General features: G+C 66.3%; 19 protein-coding genes. 8 read left to right on the plus strand and 11 right to left on the minus strand.

All coding sequences use genetic code 11. The features are described from left to right. Positions 1-9: 9 nt before the first annotated feature. Together AQZ49_RS11585 and AQZ49_RS11590 are read right to left on the minus strand one after the other, a co-directional pair. Entirely contained in the window at positions 10-564 is a 555-nt protein-coding gene (locus AQZ49_RS11585; protein ID WP_067615733.1) for a TspO/MBR family protein, read from the minus strand. Between the two features lie 113 nt (positions 565-677). After that, the gene (locus AQZ49_RS11590; protein ID WP_067615736.1) at positions 678-1448 is read right to left on the minus strand and encodes a TlyA family RNA methyltransferase; all 771 of its coding nucleotides are present in this window, start codon (positions 1446-1448) and stop codon (positions 678-680) included. Between the two features lie 25 nt (positions 1449-1473). Here AQZ49_RS11590 and AQZ49_RS11595 point away from each other — a divergent pair, with 25 nt between their 5' ends. From AQZ49_RS11595 to AQZ49_RS11605, 3 genes are all read left to right on the plus strand, one after another. Further along, complete coding sequence (locus AQZ49_RS11595; protein ID WP_067615737.1) at positions 1474-2070, plus strand: hypothetical protein; 597 nt, start codon at positions 1474-1476, stop codon at positions 2068-2070. A gap of 477 nt (positions 2071-2547) precedes the next feature. Beyond that, positions 2548-3648 carry a branched-chain amino acid aminotransferase gene (locus AQZ49_RS11600; protein WP_067615739.1) on the plus strand — a complete coding sequence of 367 codons (1101 nt, stop codon included), beginning with the start codon at positions 2548-2550 and terminating at the stop codon, positions 3646-3648. 221 nt (positions 3649-3869) lie between these two features. Further along, a complete protein-coding gene (locus AQZ49_RS11605; RefSeq protein WP_067615740.1) occupies positions 3870-4778 on the plus strand; it encodes an SDR family NAD(P)-dependent oxidoreductase in 909 nt (302 codons plus the stop codon). Between the two features lie 6 nt (positions 4779-4784). Here AQZ49_RS11605 and AQZ49_RS11610 read toward each other — a convergent pair whose 3' ends face one another. From AQZ49_RS11610 to AQZ49_RS11625, 4 genes are all read right to left on the minus strand, one after another. Further along, positions 4785-5078 (minus strand): hypothetical protein, encoded by a 294-nt coding sequence (locus tag AQZ49_RS11610; RefSeq protein ID WP_156428271.1) that lies wholly within the window; start codon positions 5076-5078, stop codon positions 4785-4787. Next, positions 5068-5430 (minus strand): DUF2794 domain-containing protein, encoded by a 363-nt coding sequence (locus tag AQZ49_RS11615; protein ID WP_082701728.1) that lies wholly within the window; start codon positions 5428-5430, stop codon positions 5068-5070. Before AQZ49_RS11615 ends, AQZ49_RS11610 begins: the two co-directional genes overlap by 11 nt. A gap of 71 nt (positions 5431-5501) precedes the next feature. Beyond that, entirely contained in the window at positions 5502-6140 is a 639-nt protein-coding gene (locus AQZ49_RS11620; RefSeq protein ID WP_067615743.1) for an HdaA/DnaA family protein, read from the minus strand. A 1-nt stretch (position 6141) separates the two neighbouring features. Next, complete coding sequence (locus AQZ49_RS11625) at positions 6142-7329, minus strand: hypothetical protein (protein ID WP_067616083.1); 1188 nt, start codon at positions 7327-7329, stop codon at positions 6142-6144. Between the two features lie 182 nt (positions 7330-7511). On the opposite strand from AQZ49_RS11625, the gene purM reads away from it, so the two are divergent. From purM to AQZ49_RS11640, 3 genes are read left to right on the plus strand one after another with little or no spacing between them, the layout of a single operon-like run. After that, positions 7512-8618, plus strand: a complete 1107-nt coding sequence (purM, locus tag AQZ49_RS11630) for a phosphoribosylformylglycinamidine cyclo-ligase (RefSeq protein WP_067615746.1) — start codon at positions 7512-7514, stop codon at positions 8616-8618. Further along, the gene (gene purN, locus AQZ49_RS11635) at positions 8611-9192 is read left to right on the plus strand and encodes a phosphoribosylglycinamide formyltransferase (RefSeq protein WP_067615747.1); all 582 of its coding nucleotides are present in this window, start codon (positions 8611-8613) and stop codon (positions 9190-9192) included. Before purM ends, purN begins: the two co-directional genes overlap by 8 nt. Then, a complete protein-coding gene (locus AQZ49_RS11640; RefSeq protein ID WP_156428272.1) occupies positions 9189-10322 on the plus strand; it encodes an MFS transporter in 1134 nt (377 codons plus the stop codon). The genes purN and AQZ49_RS11640 overlap by 4 nt, the downstream gene beginning before the upstream one ends. A 28-nt stretch (positions 10323-10350) precedes the next feature. Here the strand turns inward: AQZ49_RS11640 and AQZ49_RS11645 are convergent, their stop codons facing one another. The 5 genes from AQZ49_RS11645 to AQZ49_RS11660 all read right to left on the minus strand — a co-directional run bounded on the left by AQZ49_RS11645 (position 10351) and on the right by AQZ49_RS11660 (position 13393). Next, positions 10351-10590, minus strand: a complete 240-nt coding sequence (locus AQZ49_RS11645) for a hypothetical protein (protein WP_067616085.1) — start codon at positions 10588-10590, stop codon at positions 10351-10353. Between the two features lie 239 nt (positions 10591-10829). After that, the gene (gene ndk / locus AQZ49_RS11650) at positions 10830-11252 is read right to left on the minus strand and encodes a nucleoside-diphosphate kinase (RefSeq protein WP_067615748.1); all 423 of its coding nucleotides are present in this window, start codon (positions 11250-11252) and stop codon (positions 10830-10832) included. Positions 11253-11354: 102 nt separating this feature from the next. Beyond that, positions 11355-11789 (minus strand): DNA polymerase III subunit chi, encoded by a 435-nt coding sequence (locus tag AQZ49_RS11655; protein WP_067615750.1) that lies wholly within the window; start codon positions 11787-11789, stop codon positions 11355-11357. After that, entirely contained in the window at positions 11765-11932 is a 168-nt protein-coding gene (locus AQZ49_RS21845) for a DUF2256 domain-containing protein (RefSeq protein WP_082701729.1), read from the minus strand. The genes AQZ49_RS11655 and AQZ49_RS21845 overlap by 25 nt, the downstream gene beginning before the upstream one ends. A gap of 3 nt (positions 11933-11935) precedes the next feature. After that, positions 11936-13393 carry a leucyl aminopeptidase gene (locus AQZ49_RS11660; protein WP_067615753.1) on the minus strand — a complete coding sequence of 486 codons (1458 nt, stop codon included), beginning with the start codon at positions 13391-13393 and terminating at the stop codon, positions 11936-11938. A 99-nt stretch (positions 13394-13492) separates the two neighbouring features. Here AQZ49_RS11660 and AQZ49_RS11665 point away from each other — a divergent pair, with 99 nt between their 5' ends. Beyond that, positions 13493-15844, plus strand: coding sequence for an LPS-assembly protein LptD (locus AQZ49_RS11665; protein WP_067615755.1), 2352 nt, complete (start codon positions 13493-13495; stop codon positions 15842-15844). Between the two features lie 155 nt (positions 15845-15999). Further along, the gene (locus AQZ49_RS11670) at positions 16000-17418 is read left to right on the plus strand and encodes a peptidylprolyl isomerase (RefSeq protein WP_067615757.1); all 1419 of its coding nucleotides are present in this window, start codon (positions 16000-16002) and stop codon (positions 17416-17418) included. The last annotated feature ends 15 nt before the right edge of the window (positions 17419-17433 follow it).

Genomic DNA, 17433 nt, shown 5'->3' on the forward strand with positions numbered 1-17433 from the left:
GGCCGGATTTTACAACTGCACGCGCACGGCCGCAGCAGGTGCATCCGCGCCATCGGCGCCGGGGTTGAGCTGGAGGAACTGCAGGTTCAGCAGCGAGGCAAAGCACACCCACACCAGATAGGGCAGCAACAGCGCCGCCGCCAGCCGCCGCACCCGCCACGCCAGCGCGATGGTGACACCGACCAGCACGATCAACACACCAATGATCGCCAACCCCAGGGTCAGCCGGTGGCCCACAAAGAACACCGGGCTCCAGGTCAGATTAACCGCCAATTGCACGGCAAAGGCCCCCACCGCCAGCCCGCGACCGCGCGCGCCGCGTGCCGAGGCGATCAGCGCCAACGCCACCCCCATCAGCACATAGAGCACCGACCAGACCACCGGAAACACCAGCGGCGGCGGATAGAGCGCCGGTTTGTCGAGCATCGCGAACCAGGGGTTGTCGGGCACCGACCCCGATACGCTGGCGGACAGAAAACCAAGGCCAAGGCACAAGGGAACGGTGAACAGCGACCAGCGCACGATCACGGCACGAAGCTGGGCATTCGAAGCAATCTGTTGCATGGCACCTGACAATTCACCCCACCTGCGCCCGGACCATTTCCGTGGCGCAAACGCGTGATTCGGGTGGGATATTGGCCGGGCAAATGCTTAATGGCAACGTCACTGTTCCTCCATTACCGCGCAGCCGAAATCAGGAACTCGATATTGCCTTCCGGGCCGGTGATCGGGCTTTCGACAATGCCGTCGATCTGCCAGCCTTCGCCACTCAGCCAGGCACGCACATCCTCGCACACCCGTGCATGCAGCGCCGGGTCGCGCACCACGCCGCCCTTGCCCACTTCGCCCCGCCCCACCTCGAACTGCGGCTTGATCAGCGCGACCAGCCGGGTCGGCCGCGTCGCCAGCGCCAGCGGCACTTCGAGCACTTTGCGCAGGCCGATGAAGCTGGCATCGCACACCACCCAGGTGGCCGGCCGATCCATCATCGCGGGCGTCAGCACACGCGCGCTGGTCTGTTCCAGCACGGTGACGCGCGGATCGCTGCGCAGTTTCCACGCCAACTGGTTGGTGCCCGAATCAACCGCAAACACATGCGCCGCGCCATGGTGCAGCAGGACATCGGTAAAGCCCCCGGTGGAACTGCCAATATCCATTGCCACCACATCCGACGGATCGAGCGCAAAATGGTTGATTGCATGCGCCAGCTTGATCCCGCCGCGCGACACCCACGGATGATCGCGCCCCCGCACGGTGATCGCGGCATCGGCGGCCACCGCCTGGCCCGCCTTGATCGCCTTGACCTCACCCAGATAGACCAGTCCGGCCAGGATCAGCGCCTGCGCCCGCGCGCGACTTTCGACCAGGCCGCGTTCGACCAGCGCGGCATCAAGCCGCAGTTTGCCAGCAGGTTTGGCCGGGGAATTGGGTTCGCGCCTTGAGCTCATCGCCGGTCTCTTCCATAGATGCCCCATGACAATCAACCGCGCGTTCGTTTTGCCTGCACTTGTGCTGTTCGCGCTTTCGGCTTGTGACGGCGCTGTCCCGCGCGCCGACGAGCGTCAGCCCTCGCACCCGGCCCCGCCGCCACCCCTGCCGCTGCCCCCGCGCGCACCCCCGGCGGCGCGCCCGCCCGCGCTGCCGCCCGCACCACAGATCGACTGGCGCGATGTGCCATTGCCTGCGGGCAACTGGGTGTGGACCGCGAATGCCGGGGGCAGCGCGGCGCGGTTCGGGTTGGCCGGGGCCGAACCGGTCGCCATGCTGGTGTGCGACCGCGCCGCCGCTGTCGTGTGGATTGCCCTGCCCACCCAGATTGCGCCCCCACCGACGCCCGCGCCGCGCGCCGCCACGATCACCGCATCGACCAGCAGCGCCACGCTTAGCGCCGAACCGCGCGTGATCGACGGCCTGAACACCTGGGCGATTGGCGTGCCGGTGGCGAACCACCTGCTCGATGCCATCGCGTTCAGCCGTGGCCGGTTCAGGATCGAAATCGCCGGGCTTGCCGGTGCGGTCGTGCCGAGCTGGTCGGAACCGGGGCGGGTGGTGGAAGATTGCCGGCCCTGAAACATCACCAAAAACGGCTGATTTCCGCCAGTCCGAAACGCTGATTCTGACGACAATTTTTTTTATATCAAGTCTTGTTGTTCGCCTCGCAATGAATCATTTTCATCCCAAGGCCGACGCGGGTGTAACGCCTCATGCGGCTCAGTCGGACGGGTGATTTTCCAGCCGCACGGCGAATTGGCTCAACAGCGCGAAAGGAGGTGATCCGATGTCTCATGGTTCAGCACAGAGGTCGGAAATCCGCAGCGCGAGGCATTATCGCTGATTTTCAGCAATACGCGATAAAGGCTTCGTGGGCGGCACTTCCTGCCGCTGACCATGCGAAGGGCCGCTTCCCTATGGGAACGCGGCCCTTCACATTTATTTCAAACCTGTTGCATCGCACGCAACAATAGTTCAAAGCGGCGCAATGTCTGCTGGGACTCGGGGAATCCGGCCTTGCCGACGCCCGAACCGCTTGCAACAAGGACTTGCCCCATGGCGTCGCCCGCCACCACTCTGCCCGGGTTTGCCCGCACCCCGCACCCCGCCCCGCGTGCGACCGAAGATCGCGCGGCGATCCTTGCCAATCCGGGTTTCGGCACGACCTTTACCGATCACATGGTCGAAATCGATTTCGACGCCGATCGCGGCTGGCACAGCCCGCGCGTGGTGCCCTATGGCCCGATCGCGCTCGATCCGGCGGCGGCTGTGCTGCATTACGCGCAGGAAATCTTCGAAGGGATGAAGGCCTATCGGCTGGGCGACGGCGGCATTGCGCTGTTTCGCCCGCAGGCCAACGCCGCGCGTTTCAACGCCTCGGCCCGGCGTCTGGCCATGCCCGAATTGCCCGAAGACCTGTTTGTCGAGGCGGTGCGCCAGCAAGTCATGGCCGACAGCGACTGGTTTCCCACGGTCGAGGGCGGCTCGATCTATCTGCGCCCGTTCATGTTCGCGTCCGAGGCGTTTCTGGGCGTGCGCCCGTCGCGCAGCTACAAGTTTCTGGTGATTGCCAGCCCGGCGGGCAACTATTTCAAGTCGGGCGCGCCCGCCGTGTCGATCTGGGTGAGCGACTATACCCGTGCGGCGCCGGGCGGCACCGGCGCGGCCAAGTGCGGCGGCAACTATGCCGCCAGCCTGGTGCCCACCGCCGAAGCCTTTGCGCGCGGGCATGACCAGGTGCTGTTCCTCGATGCGGCCGAACACCGCTGGATCGAGGAACTGGGCGGCATGAACCTGTTTTTCGTGATGGCCGACGGGTCGATCGTCACCCCGCCCCTGTCGGGCACGATCCTGCCCGGCATCACCCGCGACAGCCTGATCGCGCTGGCCCGCGAAGAAGGCCTGACCGTGCGCGAAGATCGCTATGCGCTCGACCAGTGGCGCGATGACGCGGCCAGCGGCAAACTGATCGAAACGTTCGCCTGCGGCACCGCCGCCGTGGTGACGCCGGTGGGCAAAGTCGCCGATGGCAATGGCGAATTCGTGATCGGCAGCGGCGGCCCCGGCCAGTTGACGCAAAAGCTGCGCCAGCGGCTTGTCGGCATCCAGCGCGGCGAGGTCGCCGACACCCACGGCTGGGTCCACCGTATCGCGTAAAGGGTTTGGCGACACTGACGTGTCGGAGACGGCACCGGCCCGCTCCCCCACCCGACCACCCCTAGGATACCTATAGTAGGGTGGTCGGGTGGGGGAGCGGGCCGGTGCCGTCTCCTGCAACCCCGTTGCAGCAAAGACTCCAAAGGTTGCAAACCGGCCTGCGGCGTGGCATCGGCGCGTGCGTTAATCACGCGGTTAAGCGCGTGCAGGAGGCAGACGCAATGAGCATTTCGTTCGAAGGCCGCGTGGCAATCGTGACTGGCGCGGGTGGCGGCCTGGGCCGCGCCTATGCGCTGGAACTGGCGCGGCGCGGCGCCAAAGTGGTGGTCAACGATCTGGGCGCGGCGCGCGATGGCAGCGGCGCTTCGGATGCCGCGGCGCAAGTGGTCGAGGAAATCCGCGCGGCCGGCGGCGAAGCGATCGCCGATGGCAGCTCGGTCACCGAATTCGAACAGATGCAGGCGCTGGTCGCCCGGGCCAAGGAAACCTGGGGCGGCGTGCATGTGCTGATCAACAACGCCGGGATCCTGCGCGACAAGAGCTTTACCAAGATGGACCCGGTCGATTTCGAACTGGTCGTCAAAGTTCACCTGCTCGGGTCTGCCAACGCCACCAAGGCGGTGTGGGACCTGATGCGCGAACAGGCCTATGGCCGCATCCTGATGACCGCATCGTCGACCGGGCTGTTCGGCAATTTCGGCCAGGCCAACTATGGCGCGGCCAAGCTGGGCCTGGCGGGTCTGACCAAGACGCTCTATCTCGAAGGCGCCAAATACAACGTGCGCGTCAACACGCTGGCCCCGGTGGCGGCCACGCGGATGACCGAAGACATTTTTCCCGAACAGGCGTTCAAGCTGTTCGCGCCCGAAAACGTGGTGCCCGCCGCGCTCTATCTGGTCTCGGAAGATGCGCCCAGCAACGCCATTGTCGGCGCGGGCGCGGGCGCGTTCCACAGCGCCTTTGTCACCATGAACCCGCCTGTGTTCCTGGGTGAGGACGATCGCACCGTCGAAGGTTTTGCCGCCAACTGGGCGCGCATCAGCGACCGCACGGGCGATTTCGTGCCGCAATCGGGCTCGGAACAGAGCCAGGCGATCCTGTCGGTGCTGCAGGCCGCGCTGAAGGGCTGAACCGTGTCAGGGGCAGGTCCCGCGGACCGCCCCCGACAACTGCATTCGCTTCATCCAGTCGACAGCCTCGGCGTGCGTGATCTGGCGCACGCCGTCGCTGGCATCATCGATCAGCAAGGGGGCCGCGCAATCACCCGGCGGCAGCCCGTGCGGACCGTCGGCCAGCGCGACCAGCAAATGGTGCGTGCCATCGCGGTAGATCGCGCGCAGCACCGGCGTGCCGCGCGCATGGATCTGGCGCGGCGCGGAATGCCCGCATCCGGCCAGCATGACCAGCAGGCAAAGACCGCTAATCCGCAACGATCTTGAGCAATTTGCGCTCAAGCGGCGACAGCACACCGGCCAGATCGTGCCCGCGCTTCAGCACCTGGCCCGCTTCGCCATAGAGCGCCCACATACCCTGCCGCCCGCGCAGGGCCGGGCGCTTTTCCACGCGCGCGGTGGGTCGTTCGGCGGTGCGCTTGTAGGCGCTGAAACTGGCCGCCTCTCGATCGAAGCTGATGGCATAGTCGCGCCACAGTCCGGCAGCGACCATGCGGCCATAAAGATCGAGAATGCGCATCAGTTCGGCGCGATCGAACGCCACCTGCGCCGCCACCGCGCGGGGAAACGCGACAACCGTGCCCGGCCCGTCGCCGGTCGATACCGTCATGCGCGCGCCGCCCGCACCCGTCCGATCACTTCGCAGACCATGCCATCGTCCTCATGCCGCGCCTGCACCTCTTATAAAAGCCTTGGCTGCCATTGACCACCTGTCAACGCACCAGCCGCCAGCGCGTCGCGCGCCAGGGCCAGCGTGACCGGCGCCTTGCGTTCGAGCGACAGCCGGTCGAGCGTGGCGACCACCGCTTCGGTTGCGGCATGGCTGCGTTCGAGGCGCGGCACCAGCCAGTCGAGCACCGCCTCGCCCAGGATCAACCCGCGCCGCCGCGCATGTTCATCGATCAGCGCGCGCAACAGCGCGTCATCGGGCGCGCCGATCCGCAAGGGCAGCGCCGCGCCCAGCCGCGATCCCAGATCGGGCAATGTGATGCGCCAGCCGCTGGTCTGGCCGGGCATCGCCACCGGCTGGCGCGCCACCACCAGCAGCGCGTGACCCGCAGCCTGCGCGCGGTTCCAGCGATGGAACACCGCTTCCTCCTCGATCCGGTCGGCATCGTCAATCGCTTCGCCCGCGCCGCTGGCCCCAAACCAGCGCGCCAGCAGGCTCTTGCCCGAACGCGGCGGGCCGCTCAGCACGGCGGTGCGATAGGGCCATGTTTCGCTCGTCTGCAGCGCGGCAAACACCGGCAGCAGCGACGGCCCGCCGACAATCGTTTCGGCGCCACCGGACAGTTCGAGCGGAAGGGCAATCTGGCTCATGTCAACGCCGGATGCTGAGCGCGCCCGGCCCTTGCGTCACTTTCCAGCCTTGCGCACGCAACGCCGAAGCCAGCGCCTCGATATCGCCGCCATACGTCACGCGCATCACCGATACACCGCCCAATGCCAGCGAGCTGGTGACGACGCCCTGCACCCCCGGCACCGCGCGCAAGGCGGCCTGCGCCGCGTCGACCGCACCGGCATCGGGGCTGGCAAACTGCACCTGGATCGCTGCGCCTGCGGCCACGCCCCCGGCTGCGGCCGTAACCGGCCCGCCCGCGACATGCACCCCGGCCTGCGGCGGGGGCAGCTTGTCGAGGATCGCCGCGATCAGCTTGGGATCGATCTGGGGCGTGCTGTTGAGCGAGGCATCGGGCGACAGTTGCCCCGCCGCCAGCGCCTGGGCATAGATCGCATCGAGCCGCTTGGTCGCCTCGCCCAGCATCGCGGGCAGCTTGTCCTCGTTGTCGGCGGTCAGTTCGAAACTGCCCAGAAACAGGTTGTCGGGGCCGTGGCGCGCGGTGAACGTGCCCTTGATCGGCCCGCCCGGCCATTGCCGTTCCAGCCGCGCGATCGGGATCACGACATCTTCGGCGCCATACTGGTCGAGGATCGTGCGCCACCAGTTGCGGCTGCGCCTACCGACTTGCCCGGCATCGATCAGCAGGCCATCGGCCCCGCCGCCATTGGGCCGCACATAATCGATCACGCTTTCGCCGGTATGGAAATCGGCCCAGGCCTTTTGCCACGGGGTGCGTGTTTCGAACACGCTGGCGACGCCACCTTGATAGAGCAGCGGGATCACCAGCAACGGCGCAGAGCGCGTGCCCCCGCCTTGCAGGCCGAGATAGCCCGCCGCGCGCGCGCGTTCGAACACCACGCCCAGCCGCGCGATATAACGGTGGGGGCCAATTTCCTCGTGCTCCACCGAAATCGCCGAAACCATGCCGGACAATGTGCCGTCATCGAGCGCCGGCGCCCCGCCGCCCAGGTCGCGCTGCGCCCACAGCTTCTGCCATGCCAGCCGGGTTGCGGTGTGCCAGCCATTGGCGCGCGCCTCTTCGGCGGTTCTGCCGGTCACTTCGACATCGATCCCGGTCACTTCGAAGTCGCCCGTGCTGGCAACCGGCGCGATCCCGCGATCGCCCTCGATCTGGGCCCAGACCACCGCGCCGCCGATGCCCAGCACAAGCAGCCCCGCGCCCGCAAGGGCGAGCCGGTGGTTACGCGAATTTTGCGACAAAAGGCGCGATAGGGCCAAGCGAACTCCGACGCGGCAAGCGTTCGCCGCAAACAGGACAGGGATAACCGGGGCGCTTTTGCCCAAAGGCAAGTGGAAATCCAAGCGGGAAAGCGATAGGGGGCACAGGCATGACCTCCGAAACGCACGAAAACGATCGCTACAGCTACGCCAGGGCCGGCGTGAACATCGCCGCCGGCAATGCGCTGGTCAAGGCGATCGGGCCACTGGCCCGCGCCACCGCACGCCCCGGCGCCGATGCCGAACTGGGCGGGTTCGGCGGATTTTTCGATCTGCGCGCGGCGGGTTACCAAGACCCCTTGCTGGTCGCGGGCAACGATGGCGTGGGCACCAAAGTCAAGCTGGCGATCGACCACGACCGGCACGATGCGATCGGCATCGATCTGGTGGCGATGTGCGTCAACGATCTGATCGTGCAGGGCGCAGAGCCGCTGTTTTTTCTGGACTATTTTGCCACGGGCAAGCTTGACAACGGCATTGCAGAACGCGTGGTCGCGGGCATTGCCGAAGGATGCCGGATCGCCGGATGCGCGCTGATCGGGGGCGAAACCGCCGAAATGCCGGGCATGTATGCGCCGGGCGATTATGATCTGGCAGGTTTTTGCGTCGGCGCGGTCGAACGCGGCGAACAGTTGACCGGCGATCGCGTGGCGGCGGGCGACGTGCTGCTGGGGCTGGCTTCGTCGGGTGTGCATTCCAACGGTTATTCGCTGGTGCGCCGTCTGGCCGCCGACAAAGGGTGGAAACTCGATCGCCCGGCGCTGTTCGACAACGAACGCCTGCTGATCGACCACCTGATCGAACCGACGCGAATCTATGTGAAGACGCTGTTGCCGTTCATCCGCGCGGGCCGGATCCACGCGCTGGCGCATATCACCGGCGGCGGCCTGCTGGAAAACGTGCCGCGCGTGCTGCCCGCAGGGCTCCATGCGCGGATCGACGCCGATGCCTGGGAACAACCCCGGCTGATGGCATTCCTGCAGGCGCAAGGGCAGATCGAGCCCGGCGAAATGGCCCGCACCTTCAATTGCGGGATCGGCATGGTGCTGGCGGTTGCCCCCGATGAGGCCGCAGCGCTGTCCGCCGATCTGACCGCGGCGGGCGAAGCGGTGGTGACCATCGGCGAAATCGTTGCCGGGCCGCGCGGCTGCACCGTGACCGGCAGCGCCGAAGCATGGTCCGCGCGCGAACCGTGGGAAGCGACCCATCTTGCCTGAGCGCATCCCGGTGGCGGTGTTCGTTTCGGGCGGCGGCACCAACATGGCGGCGCTGCTCTACGCCAGCCGCCTGCCCGATTGCCCCTACGACATCGTGCTGGTCGCGTCGAACAACCCGGCTGCGGGCGGGCTGAAACTGGCGCAGGCCGAAGGCGTGGCGACGTTTGCCCTGCCGCACAAGGGCATGACCCGCGCCGACCACGATGCCGCGATGGAGGCGGCGGTGGTTGAGGCAGGCGCACGCTATATCGCGCTGGCCGGCTATATGCGCATCCTTGGGCCCGAATTCGTGACCCGCTGGGCCGGACGCATGGTCAATATCCACCCCAGCCTGCTGCCCAGATACCAGGGGCTCGACACCCATGCCCGCGCGATCGCCGCCGGCGACAGCCATGGCGGGTGCACTGTCCATCTGGTCACGCCCGAACTCGATGACGGCCCGGTGCTGGGGCAGATCCCGGTGGCCATCGTGCCCGGTGACAGCGCGGAAACGCTGGCCGCGCGCGTGCTGTTTGCCGAACACCAGCTCTATGCGCGGTGTCTGGCCGATCTGGTGATCCAGCCGCACGCATGACCAGGGCCAATCCGCTGGGCGCCGTCACGGTCCACAGTGGCTTGCAATCGCTCGCCGAAAACACCGGCGGGCTGTTCATGACCGCGTTCCTGGTGAAGCAGGGCGTGTCGCAGCCGTTGGCTCTCGCGGCATTTGCGGCGCTGGTGATGACACGCTTTGCGATGCGCCCGGTGGTGCTGCCGCTGGCAGTGGGCCGGGGGCTGCGCGCGGTGGTGCTGATGGGCATTGTCGTGCGTGCGATGGGCTATGTGCTGTTGGGGTTCGTCACGCGCGCGGATGGCTGGATGGTCGCCTATGTGCTGGCAATGGGGCTGGGCAGCGTGCTCTACTGGACCGCCTGGCATGCCTACAACGCCGCGATTGCCGATCATGCCACACGCGGCCAGCAAGTCAGCCTGCAACAGGCCGCCTCAGCCGGGGTGGCCATTGTCGCGCCAGTGCTGGGCGGGCTGATCCATGATTCGATGGGGCCGGTAGCGGGGTTTGCACTGATCGCGGCGATCCAGTTGGCCGCCGCCTGGCCGTTGTGGTCGGCGCCCGACGCGCGCGTGGCCGCGCAAGTCACGCTCGATCGCGCGGTGATCCGCTTTGCCCAGCCGCTCTATTGCGCCGAAGGGCTGCATTCGGGCGCGGTCAACGTGGTGTGGAACTTGGCGCTGTTCGTGTCTTTGGGCGAACGGTTCGGCGCCTTTGGCGGCACCATGGCGCTGTCGGGCGCCTGTGCGGCGGTTGCCAGCCTGCTGATCGGGCGGCGCATCGATGCAGGGCAAGGCCGCGCGATGGTGCCGTTGGCCTATGGCTGCGCCGGGCTGGCGGTGCTGATCAAGGCGGTCGCCTGGCGCTATCCGGTGGCCGCGATCGCCGCCACCGCGCTGGGCGCGCTGGTCACGCCGATTACCCAGGTCGCGCTGCTGGCCCCGCTCTATGTCATGGCGCACCGTTCGGCCTGCCCCTTGCGCTTTGCCATGGCGACCGAGGCGGGGTGGGATTTCGGCTGCGCGGTGGCCTGCCTGCTGGCGGCGGGCGCACTGGCACTGGGCGCCAGCTATACCGTGCCGATCCTGGCCGGGCTGATCGGGGTGGCCACGGTCACGCTGATGCTGGCGCGCTGGTACGCGCGCACCACGTGATCCGCCCCGGCACGGGGAGGATCAGGGTTCAGATCTCGCTTTCGGCCACCACCGGGCGGCTTTCACGGGTGCCGCGATAGCGCAAGGTGTCATCGTTGGGATCGGGCGCCAGAATTACGTGGTCGTCGTGCACTTCGACCAGCGTGCCGACAAACGGCATACCGTCCAGGCTGCCGGTCACGCGATAGCTGACCACATCGCCCGGCTTGAACGTCGTTTCATCGAAATTGAATTCGAACGGGCAATCGCCCCCGCCCATCCCCAGCATATGCGCATCCCTTCCGCGGGTCAGTGGCTGACCTGAAACGCGCGAAAGGGCGCGTTTCGAAGTCGGTACCGGCCCACTCCCCCACCCGGCCACCCTACCATAGTACCCTATGGGTGGTCGGGTGGGGGAGCGGGCCGGTGCCGACTTCCCGACACGACAGTGTCGGGTCAGACACACAGTCTACGCAACAAAAAGGGGGCCGCAAGGGCCCCCTTCGCGTCATGCTACGGGCGCAGCGATCAGCCGACGATTTCTTCGGGCTTGAAGAAATAGGCGATTTCGATCGCGGCGTTTTCGTCCGAATCCGAACCGTGCACGCTGTTGGCTTCGATCGATTCGGCAAATTCCTTGCGGATCGTGCCGGCTTCGGCGTTGGCGGGGTTGGTCGCGCCCATCACGTCGCGGTTGCGCTTGACGGCGTCTTCACCTTCCAGAACCTGGACCACGACCGGGCCCGAGATCATGAATTCGACCAGATCGTTGAAGAACGGGCGCTCGGCGTGCACCGCATAAAAGCCTTCGGCCTGGGCGCGGGTCAGGTGCAGGCGCTTCGATGCGACAACGCGCAGACCGGCTTCTTCAAGCTTGGCGGTCACCGCACCGGTCAGGTTGCGACGCGTGGCATCGGGCTTGATGATCGAAAAGGTGCGGGTAACCGCCATGGTGTAAATCCTTGCCTGAATATAGCGAACAGCGGGCCCACCGGGGTCGGCCCTTGGGCGCGCCCCTAGCCGGGAACCGTTGCAATCGCAAGGCGGGGCCGCCTAGGGCCCTTCGCGCCACTTGCCGCCGTCCTGCCGCCAATAGTGGCGTTCCACCCCCTTGCGCTGGCCCAGCATGCGCCAGGTGCCGCGCGCATCGTCGATGCGTTCGGGGGCAAACAGCAGGAACACGCGCGTCATGCCCCCCACATCGCGCCACTGCCCGTCGGCCAGTGCCAGATAGCGCGCGCCGTTGACGGGATCGGGCGCGGGGCCCAGCAGGACCGGCTGGCGCGCATCGTGTGCGCCACCGGCCAGGCCATGGGCCAGAAACGAATCAGGCACACGCTGCCACAAGGCGGCACTGATCCGCCCGAGTTGCGCCGGTTCGTCCGACACCACCAGCAGCCGCTCGCCCGCGCCCAGCGTACTGCGCGCCAACAGCGGCACCACCAGCTCCGCCGGATCGCGGGTCAGTTGGTAGAAGTCGACACGCATGACTTGGCATTTCCCCGGCAGCGATCGGAACAGTACCGCACATTGTCCCAGTCGCGTTCCCATTTCTTGCGCCAGGTGAACGGCAGGCCGCAGGCGGCGCAAAGCTTGCTGGGCAGATCAGCCTTGCGCCGCATCTTTGGCATGGCTCAGCCTTCGAGCACGTCGCGCACATAGCGGTCGAGCAGGCGCACGCCGAACCCGGTGGCGCCCTTGCCATGCGTCGCGCCCGGCTTGTCGGCCCATACCGTGCCCGCGATGTCGAGATGCGCCCAGGCAACGCCTTCGTTGATATAGCGTTGCAGGAACTGCGCGGCGGTGATCGAGCCGCCAAAGCGGGGGCCGACGTTCTTCATGTCGGCAATCGGGCTGTCGATCAGCTTGTCATAGGCCGATCCCAGCGGGAAACGCCACAGCTTGTCGCCGCTGACTTTGCCCGCCGTGTCAAGCTGGCTGGCCAGCAAGTCGTCGTTGGCGAACATCCCGGCATATTCGTGGCCAAGCGAGATCATGATTGCGCCGGTCAACGTGGCCAGATCGACGATCGTCGCCGGGGCATACGTGCGCTGCACCCAGGTCAACACGTCGCACAGCACCAGCCGACCTTCGGCGTCGGTGTTGATCACCTCGATGGTCTGGCCCGACAGGCTGGTCACCACGTCGCCGGGACGCTGCGCGTTGCCATCGGGCATGTTTTCAACCAGCCCGACCACGCCGATCACGTCGGCCTCGGCCTTGCGCAGCGCCAGCGCCAGCAACGTTCCCGCCACTGCGCCCGCACCGCCCATGTCCCATTTCATGTCTTCCATCCCGGCCGGCGGCTTCAGCGAAATGCCGCCGGTGTCGAAAGTCACGCCTTTGCCGACAAACGCAGTCGGACGGGCGCCAGCGCGGCCTTTCCAGCGCAGGGCCAGCACGCGCGCCTCGCGCACGGAACCTTGCGCCACGCCCAGCAGCGCCCCCATGCCCAGCGCTTCGAGTTCGGCCTTGTCGAGCACGACGATATCGACCCCGGTCCCGGCGAACCGCTTGACGCAGCGTTCGACAAAGCTGGCAGGATAGATCACGTTGGCCGGTTCGGTCACCAGTTCGCGCGTGAATTCAATGCCTTCGGCCAGCGCCGCTTCGGTTGTCCAGGCGCCCTGGGTGCCTTCGGGAGCATCGATCGCAACGATCTGAGTCAACGACACTTTCTGCTCGTCGGTCAATTTGGTCTTGTAGACGTCATAGCGCCAGCCCCGCAGCCGCGCGCCCAGCAGCACCGCCGCCGCCTCGGTCGCGGTCAGCGCGGTGCCGCCAAAATCGATCCCCAGCGCGGTTTCGCCCGATGTCAGATATTTCGCCACCAGCGCGCCGCCTGCGCGTTCCAGCGCGGCCAGCCGTTCGGTGCCGCTGGCCTTGCCAGTCCCGGCCAGTGCGATACGCGCCAGGCCGGTATCGCCGGGCACGAAAGTTTCGAACACTTGCCCGGTCTTGCCCGCAAAGCGGCTGGCAGTGGCTGCTGCGGCAACCGTTTCGGGCAGATCGGCAGGCAAGGCGCCTTCGCTGACCAGCCGGGCCAGCAGCCGGGGGCGGGGATCAGTGGCAGAGGCGAAAACGACGGACATGGATGGCTCTCCTGATCGGCACCGCAAAGCGACGATGTTGCGGACATTACCGGAATTGTGGGTTTGCAGTTAAGCCGCACCGGTGCGATAGGCAAGCGCATGCGACCCCTGACGCGGCCCGCGCGCCATGCCTTTTCAACGCGCAGCCGCGCGCTCCATTCTTCTGCATTGCTTGCCCTTGCGGGCATGTGCGGCGTCGTGCCCGCGATCGGGACCGCCCGGGCCCAGACTGTGGCGGCGCCACAAACCGTGGCCGCCGCACCCGATTCGACCCCGGTGGGCGTTGCCGCTGGTCCTGGCACGACCGAAGCGCAGCCGGGCAAGAACGACATCGTGCGGTTTTCCGCCGACAAAGTGACCTATGACCGCGATACCGACGTGGTCACGGCCACCGGCAACGTGGTGATGCACCGCGACACGCAATCGTTGCGCGCCGACACAGTGGTGTGGAACCGCAACACCGGCGCGATCACCGGCACCGGCAATGCCCGGTTTGTCGATGAAGACGGCGATGTCCTCTATACCGATCGCATCGATCTGACCGAGGAATTCAAGGCCGGTGCAACGCAAGACCTGCTGCTGGTGCTGCGCGAAGGCGGGCGCATGGCGGCCCGGTCGAGCGAGCGCGATGCCGCCGGGCACGTCGTGCTGCACACCGCAGCCTACAGCGGGTGCGAAGTCGTCGATGACGAAGGCTGCCCCAAAAGCCCAAGCTGGGAATTGACCGCCGTCCGCATCGCCTACAACCCCGACACCAAAATCGTGCGCTATTACGGGGCAAAGCTGCGCATTTTCGGCGTTCCGCTGTTGCCGTTGCCGGGCCTGTCGCACCCGTCCGATTTCCGCGCCGAAACCGGGTTCCTGATCCCGACTTTCGGATCGTCCCCGGGCAACGGGCTGGAAGTGACCAACACGTTCTACTGGCGCCTGGCCGACAACAAGGATGTGGCGATCACCGGCACGGTGTTTTCGGCCGCGTTGCCGATGATCGAGGGACGCTATCGCCAGTTGACCGACAAAGGCGCGTTTCAGGTCAATGGCTATCTGACCTACAGCCGCCAGACCAACGAAACACTCGATGCGACGGGCGGTCTGGTCTCCGAAGGGACCGGCGACTTTACCCTGCGCGGCTATCTCGAAGGCAATGGCGTCTACCAGTTGGGCAACGACTGGAGCGTGAACGCGTCGGGCCGCTATGTGTCCGACCGCACGTTCCTGTTGCGCTACAACATTTCGTCCGACACGCGGCTGCGCTCGACGATCAATCTCGAACACGTCAACGACGACAGCTATTTCAGCTTTGCCGGTTGGGCGGTGCAGGCGATCGGGGTGACCGACGTGCCCAGCCAGCAGCCGTTTGCCCTGCCCGCGATCGATTATCGCCAGCGCTTCGACATGCCGGGACTGGGCGGCAAGCTGGAGATCGAGGCCAATTCGCTGGCGCTGACGCGCACCGACAACCAGGATACCCAACGCGCGCTGGCGCGGGCCGAATGGGATCTGCACACGATCACCGGGTGGGGCCAGGAACTGACGCTGACCGCGCTGGTGCGCGGCGATGTCTACCACAGCACCGACAATTCGCTGGCGACCAACACGACCTATCAAGGCCTGCCCGGCTGGCAGGCACGCGGCATCGCCACGGCGGCGGCCGACCTGAAATGGCCGCTGGTCGGGGAAGCGCTGGGCGGCACCCAGGTGCTGACCCCCGAAGTGCAAGTGGTGGCAACGCCCCACGTGCGCAATATCGATATCCCCAACGAGGATTCGCGCGCGGTCGAACTGGAAGACGACAACATTTTCGCGCTCAACCGCTATCCCGGCTATGACCGCGTCGAAGACGGCGTGCGGGTTACCTATGGCATCGACTGGCGGCTGAACCGGCCCGACTGGAAGGCCTCGGCGACGATTGCGCAATCCTATCGCACCACCACCGAAGAAAACCTGGTGCCCGACGGCACCGGGCTGGCCGCGCGGGTGTCCGACGTGGTCGGGCGCGCCGAAGTGCGGTTTCGCGACATCGTCCAGTTGACCGAGCGGTTCCAGCTCGACAAGGACACGCTGCAACTGCGCCGCAACGAATTCGACGCGACCGTGGGCGACCACCGGACATACCTGGAGGTCGGCTATATCGCGCTCAACCGCAGTATCCCGCTGACCTACGAAGACTTGCAGGACAGCAAGGAACTGCGCGTGTCGGCGCGCGCGGCGTTTGCGCATTACTGGTCGGTGTTCGGGTCGGGCATCGTCAATCTGACCACCAAGGCCGACAACCCCACGCTCGGCGCGGACGGGTTCCAGATGATCCGTCACCGCCTGGGCTTTGCCTATACCGATGGCTGTCTCGACCTGTCGTTCACCTGGACGCGCAATTATGTCTCGGCCGGCGACGCCGTGGCCGGCAGCGCCTATTCGTTGACGCTGTCGCTGCGCAACATCGGTACGCGCTGATGGTTTTTGCAGCGGGAAAACTTCCCACACCGCCGCAAAGACGCTATCGAGCCGGTCACTCAGCCCTGGTTCAGCCGGATTTACCAAGATCGGCGGCGCCAATGGCCCAGTTCGTGCCGGTCAGCCGGTGCGCCAAACAGGAATAATCGACTGCCATGACGTCTGCATTTCGCCGCTTGCATGTTTCGACTCCGGTTCCCTTGCGGTTGGCGCTAATGCTGGGCCTCGTGCTGGCCGGAGTGCCCGGTCCGATCACCGCGCCCGCCGTGCATGCGCAGGAAGACGTACCGGCAGCCCCGCCGCCGCCGCCACCCGCCTCGACCGATGCCGACGGCAACCTGAACTTGCCCAACAATCCGCAGTTCTATGGCAAGATGGACCCCAACCATCGCCATGCCACCGCGATCGTCAACGGCGAGATCATCACCGGCACCGACATCGATCAGCGCTTTGCGCTGTTTGCCAATGCCAACACCGGCAAGATCAGCCCCGAAGAGCTTGAACGCCTGCGCGCGCAAGTCGTGCGCAACCTGATCGACGAAACGCTGGAAATCCAGGAGGCCAAGGCCGCCGACATCACCATCGACGACGATGAAGTGAACCAGCGGTTTGCCTATGCCGCGCAGCAGAACATGGGCAAGGACGCCGCCGCGCTCGAAGCCTATCTGACCCAGATCGGATCGTCCGCCGCGTCGCTGAAGCGCCAGATCAGGGGCGAAATCGCCTGGCAGCGCCTGCTGCGCCGCAACGTGCAGCCCTATATCAACGTGTCCGACAGCGAAGTGCGCGAAATCATGGACCGGCTCAAGGCGTCCAAGGGCACCGAAGAGTATCACCTGGGCGAAATCTATCTGGCCGCCAATGACGAAAACCGCACGCAAGTGCTGGCCAATGCCGACAAGATCGTCGAGCAGTTGAAAAAGGGCGGCAACTTCGTCGGCTATGCGCGCCAGTATTCGCAAGCGTCCACCGCTGCGGTTGGCGGCGATCTGGGCTGGATCCGGCTGGCCCAGTTGCCCAGCGCGATCGCCGGCACTGCCGCCGGGATGGGCCCTGGCCAGTTGGCAGGCCCGCTCGAAGTGTCGGGCGGCTATTCGATCATCTATGTGATCGACAAGCGCCAGGTGCTGACCGCCGATCCGCGCGACGCGATCCTCAGCCTCAAGCAGATCTCGATCAGCTTCAAGCCCGGCACCCCCGAACGCGAAGCCGCCGCCAGCGCCAGCGCCTTTGCCAAGGCGATCAAGGATATCCACGGCTGCGGCCAGGTCGATGCGGCGGCCGCCAGGATCGGCGCGACTGTCGTCGGCAACGACCAGATCAAGGCGCGCGATCTGCCCGTCGCGCTGCAGCAGAGTGTGCTCAAGCTGGCCGTGGGCGAAGCGACGCCCCCGTTCGGCTCGGTCGAAGACGGCGTGCGCGTGCTGCTGCTGTGCGGCCGTGACGATCCCAAGGTCAACAACGGGCCCAGCTTTGAGCAGTTGCAGGAACAGCTCGAAGACGACCGCGTCAACAAGCGTGCGCAGACCTATCTGCGCGACCTTCGCCGCGACGCGGTGATCGAATACAACTGATCGCGACGAACGGGC

Source organism: Novosphingobium sp. FSW06-99 (genome assembly GCF_001519065.1).
In the GTDB taxonomy this organism is placed as follows: domain Bacteria; phylum Pseudomonadota; class Alphaproteobacteria; order Sphingomonadales; family Sphingomonadaceae; genus Novosphingobium.